At 71.6% G+C, this 4,471-nt stretch carries 4 protein-coding genes and 1 pseudogene; 2 read left to right on the top strand and 3 right to left on the bottom strand.

Going from position 1 to position 4,471, the window contains the following annotated elements; translation table 11 throughout:
* Both SACSA_RS26580 and pknB read left to right on the top strand, forming a co-directional pair.
* A pseudogene (locus SACSA_RS26580) lies at positions 1 to 538 on the top strand (hypothetical protein); the annotation flags it as partial.
* 132 nt (positions 539 to 670) lie between these two features.
* Complete coding sequence (gene pknB / locus SACSA_RS0103685) at positions 671 to 2,674, top strand: Stk1 family PASTA domain-containing Ser/Thr kinase (RefSeq protein ID WP_019813610.1); 2,004 nt, start codon at positions 671 to 673, stop codon at positions 2,672 to 2,674.
* Positions 2,675 to 2,793: 119 nt separating this feature from the next.
* Here pknB and SACSA_RS0103690 read toward each other — a convergent pair whose 3' ends face one another.
* The 3 genes from SACSA_RS0103690 to SACSA_RS21320 form a co-directional block, all read right to left on the bottom strand.
* The gene (locus SACSA_RS0103690; protein WP_019813612.1) at positions 2,794 to 3,441 is read right to left on the bottom strand and encodes an aminodeoxychorismate/anthranilate synthase component II; all 648 of its coding nucleotides are present in this window, start codon (positions 3,439 to 3,441) and stop codon (positions 2,794 to 2,796) included.
* A 36-nt stretch (positions 3,442 to 3,477) separates the two neighbouring features.
* Positions 3,478 to 3,639 carry a hypothetical protein gene (locus SACSA_RS25650; protein ID WP_019813613.1) on the bottom strand — a complete coding sequence of 54 codons (162 nt, stop codon included), beginning with the start codon at positions 3,637 to 3,639 and terminating at the stop codon, positions 3,478 to 3,480.
* A partial coding sequence (locus SACSA_RS21320; RefSeq protein WP_019813615.1) for a class E sortase occupies positions 3,639 to 4,471 on the bottom strand: 833 nt, incomplete at its 5' end. The genes SACSA_RS21320 and SACSA_RS25650, both read right to left, overlap by 1 nt.

Below are 4,471 nucleotides of genomic sequence, written 5' to 3' on the forward strand. Positions count from 1 at the left end.
GCACGCGGTGGCGGCGGTGCGGGCGGGCGGGCCTCTCCCGGCACCCGCGAGGCTCGCGGCCGCGGGCTATCTGACCCACCCGGTTCCGCCGGGGGCGGTCCCCCCGGGGCAGGGACAACAGCCTGCTCGGACCGGCCCACCCGGTGATTCCGGTACGGTCGGCACCGGCACCGTGAGCGCGCAGGCGGGCTCCTCGGTTCCGGCGGGTTCCGGAACCGGATCCGCGCCGCTCGTCTCCGGTGCGGGACACGGACCGGTGGGGCCGGGATCGCACCCCTCGATGCACCCGGTCGCGGCGCCCGGTCAGGGCGCGGCGCCCGGAGGCGCGCCCCCGAAGCGGCTGTCCCCCGCGGCGTGGACACTACTCGTGCTGGCCTGCGTCCTGCTGCTCACGGTCGTGACCGTGGTGCTCGTGACGATGGTCGGCGCGGACGGTGACGGCGGCTCTCCCGGCGGCAACGGCGACACGCCGCCGCTCGGGGACACCTGGCCGACCACCGGCGGGCGGTCTCCCGGTGTACCCGGCGGGGGTGGGTGAGACGGCATGACGAGCGCACCGACCGCGGGGGCACCGCGGGCGAGGCCGCTGCCCGAACGGCAGAGGCGACGCACGCACACGGTCGCGGGACCGGGCGTGAGAAGAACCGAGTGAATGGGACGGCACCAGGCAATGAGCGCACCCCGACTGCTCTCAAACCGCTACGAACTGGGTGACACACTCGGCTACGGCGGCATGTCCGAGGTTCACCACGGCCACGACATCCGGCTCGGCCGGGAAGTCGCCGTGAAGATCCTGCGTGCCGACCTCGCCCGCGACCCGCAGTTCCAGGAGCGCTTCCGCCGCGAGGCGCAGAACGCGGCGGCGCTGAACCACCCCGCGATCGTCGCCGTGTACGACACCGGTGAAGCCGACACCGAGTACGGCCCCCTGCCCTACATCGTCATGGAGTACGTCGAGGGCAGGACCCTGCGCGACATCGTCAAATCCGAGGGCCCGATGCCGGAGAAGCGGGCCATGGAGGTCATGGCCGACGTCTGCGCGGCGCTGGACTTCTCCCACCGGCACGGCATCGTCCACCGCGACGTCAAACCGGCCAACGTGATGATCACCCGCAACGGTGCGGTGAAGGTGATGGACTTCGGCATCGCCCGCGCCGTGCACGACGGGCAGGCCGCGATGACGCAGACGGCGGCCGTGATCGGCACCGCCCAGTACCTCTCCCCCGAACAGGCACGCGGCGAGACGGTGGACGCGCGCAGCGACGTCTACTCCGCGGGGTGCGTGCTCTACGAGCTGATCACCGGGGACCCGCCGTTCACGGGGGACTCGCCCGTGGCGGTGGCCTACCAGCACGTTCGTGAGCAGCCGGAACCGCCGTCGGTGTCCAACCCGGAAGTCTCGCCGGAGCTGGACGCGGTCGTGCTCACGGCGCTGGCGAAGGGTACGGACAACCGCTACCAGTCGGCGGCCGAGATGCGGTCGGACCTCGTGCGCACGTTGTCCGGACAGCGCCCCGCCGCCCCGATGGTGCTGCCCGAGGAGGAGGGCACCCAGGTACTCGGGTCGTCGTCACAGGACCGCTTCGACGCCTACGACCCGGGCGACTACGAAAGCGAGGACGACGCCCGGCGCAGGCGCCGTAACCGCCGCCTCACCGCCGTCGTGCTCACGCTGGTCGGTCTGGGCCTCATCGCGTTCGTGAGCTGGATTCTCGGCTCGTCGAACCAGGGTGAGGCCGAGACGCTGCCCGTGCCCGACGTCACGGGCATGGAGACCGCGCGGGCGAAGGAAACGTTGCAGGAGAGCGGCTTCACCAACTTCCTCGAACGCACCCACACCTGCCTGGCCAACGCACCGGAGGGCGAGGCCCCGTGCGGTCCGGACGACTACGGCCGGGTCTTCGAGACCGAGCCAGGGGCGCGCCAGCAACTGGCTGTGGACCGGCAGATCACGCTCCACATCGGTGTGCGCCCGGACAAGGTCGAGGTGCCGCAGCTCGCCGACATGACGCGCGAGGAGGCCGAACGCGCGCTGCGCGACGCGAACCTGGTGCTCGACCCGAACATCGGAGAACGCGAGGCCGAGGACGAGAGCGACTACGGCAAGGTCGTCGAACAGGACCCTGGTGCGGGCGCGATGATCGAGCAGGGCCAGTCGGTGAGCATCACCGTCGGCGTCCAGCCCGAGGAGGTCCAGGTCCCCAACATGACGGGCAAGCCCTTCGAGGAGGCCCGGTCGACGCTGAGCGAACTCGGGCTCGAGGTGAAGCGGGAGGACGTCGACCACGAGGAACCCAAGGGCACGGTGGTCAACCAGGAACCCAACGGTGGCCGGGTGACCAAGGGCAGCGAGGTCCGGCTCGAGGTGTCGAACGGCGCACAGGCGCAGATCCAGGTCCCGGACGTCACCGGCATGAGCGAGCAGGACGCGGTGGCCGCCCTGAAGAACGCGGGCTGGACGGGTTCGCACACGGTGGAGACCGAGCAGGTGTCCGACTCCGACGACGTGGGCACGGTGACCAACACCAACCCGGCACCGGGCAGCTCCATGGCGAAGAACCAGTCGATCGTGCTCTACATCGGCGAGGACGAGGACGGCTCGACCGAGACCTCCGAAACCGAGGACGACGGTGGCGGGCTGTTCCCGGGACCGGGCGTTGGCGGCGACAACTGACCGGACGACCCCACTCGGCGGCGCGACCGGCGGCGCCGGGTGGGGCTGACCAGTGCCGGGGAAGGCCCTGCGGCGGGGCGCCTCAGCGCCGCGCGTCCGCTCTGCGTTCTCGCCGGGGTCTAGGCGACCGCGCCCGCGGAGCGCTGGAGATCGCGGGTGGCCCGTTCCAGTTCGTCGACGAGCGTGTCCGGCACCGGGTGCCCGGCCGAAGCCATCCAGTTGGCCAGCATCCGGTGCCCTCCCTCGGTGAGCACCGACTCGGGATGGAACTGCACGCCCTCGACCGGGAGGTCGCGGTGCCGCATGCCCATCACGACGCCGGAGGCCGTGCGGCCGGTGACGTCGAACTCGGCGGGCACGGTGTCGGCCAGCACCGTCAGCGAGTGATATCGGGTGGCGGTGAACGGATTCGGGAGCCCGGCGAGCACCCCGCCGCCGTCGTGCTGGACCTTGCTCGTCTTGCCGTGCAGCAGCTCGTGCGCGCGGTCCACGGTCGCGCCCCACGCCACCCCGATCGCCTGGTGGCCGAGGCAGACGCCGAGGACGGGCACCTCCTCGGAGGCCGCGCGGCGCACGGTACCGATGCTGCGGCCCGCGCGCTCCGGCGTCGACGGACCGGGCGAGACGAGCACGCCGTCGAACTCGGCGATCCGGTCGAGGTCCACGACGTCGTTGCGCCACACCGTGCAGTCGGCCCCGAGCTGGGCCAGGTACTGCACCAGGTTGTAGACGAAGCTGTCGTAGTTGTCGACGACGAGTACGCGCATACCGGACAGCCTACGTCAGCGGCCCGGCGGGCCCGCTCACTCGCCGTCGACCGCGACGTCGTTGAACGGCAGCAACGGCTCGGCCCACGGGAACACGACGAACATCAGCAGCGCGACCACGCCGAGGGTCAGCGCTGAAGCGAGGCCGATCCGCACGGGCAGCGGTCCGGGCAGGTGCCGCCAGATCCAGCCGTACATCACATCTCCCCGATCTCGGACAGCAACCGCTCGTAGCTCGCGTCCGGCCCCTTCTCGTACCGGTGCGTGAGCACGGAATGAATGATCATGCGTTCCCGGTCGGAGAACCGCGGGTGGCAGGTGGTCAGCGTGAGCAGCGGTACCCGCGCCTCCTCCGGCACGGCACCGGCCTGCCGGTACGGCACCGGCGCGACGGCGTCACCCCGGTGCGGCAGGACGATGACGCGCCCCACCGTGTCGGCATAGCCCTCGTGATGCGTGGCGAGCGGTCGCACGTCCGCACAGCGGGGGTCGGCGCCCCGGCCGGAGGACCAGCCTTCGACCTCGTCGGCGAGAGGCAGGACGCGGTAGACGAAGAAGTGCTTCGCCGTCTCGATCACCACGGGATCGCAGGATTCGAGCAGGTCGAGGTCGTTGAACGGCGCTCCCTTGCCGACGCGGTGCCCGGCCACGGCGACGTTGCCGGGTTCCCCGGGCATCGCGCTGTCGGGATAGTGGCCGGGGCCGGTCTCCAGCGTCTCGGCGTCCACCCCCTGCTGGACGGTGAAGCCCCAGTCCACCCCGAAGGACGGGATGCGGATGCGGGCGAAGGCCTCGCCCTCGATCGGTGCGGCGTCGACCTCGCGCTCCCGCGACCAGCGCTGTTCGAGCTCCGCGCTCGCCTCGCGCTGGAGCTGGGCGGACATCAGATTGGTCACGTACAGCTCGTAGACCACGAACAGCAGCACGACCAGGCCGAGCGTGATGAGGATCTCACCGACCGCGCGGACGGCCGCCCGCCCGCGACCCGCCCCCGAGCCGCCTCCCGGCGCGGTGCCGGGTGGCTGGGTCG

Origin of the sequence: Saccharomonospora saliphila YIM 90502 (assembly GCF_000383795.1) — a bacterium.
Classification (GTDB): Bacteria; Actinomycetota; Actinomycetes; order Mycobacteriales; family Pseudonocardiaceae; genus Saccharomonospora; species Saccharomonospora saliphila.

What these genes read in the sequence shown, in the direction of transcription:
- pknB (WP_019813610.1), top strand. Translation starts at nt 671, where the DNA reads ATGAGCGCACCCCGACTGCTCTCAAACCGCTACGAACTGGGTGACACA.
- SACSA_RS0103690 (WP_019813612.1), bottom strand. Translation starts at nt 3,441, where the DNA reads ATGCGCGTACTCGTCGTCGACAACTACGACAGCTTCGTCTACAACCTG.
- SACSA_RS25650 (WP_019813613.1), bottom strand. Translation starts at nt 3,639, where the DNA reads ATGTACGGCTGGATCTGGCGGCACCTGCCCGGACCGCTGCCCGTGCGG.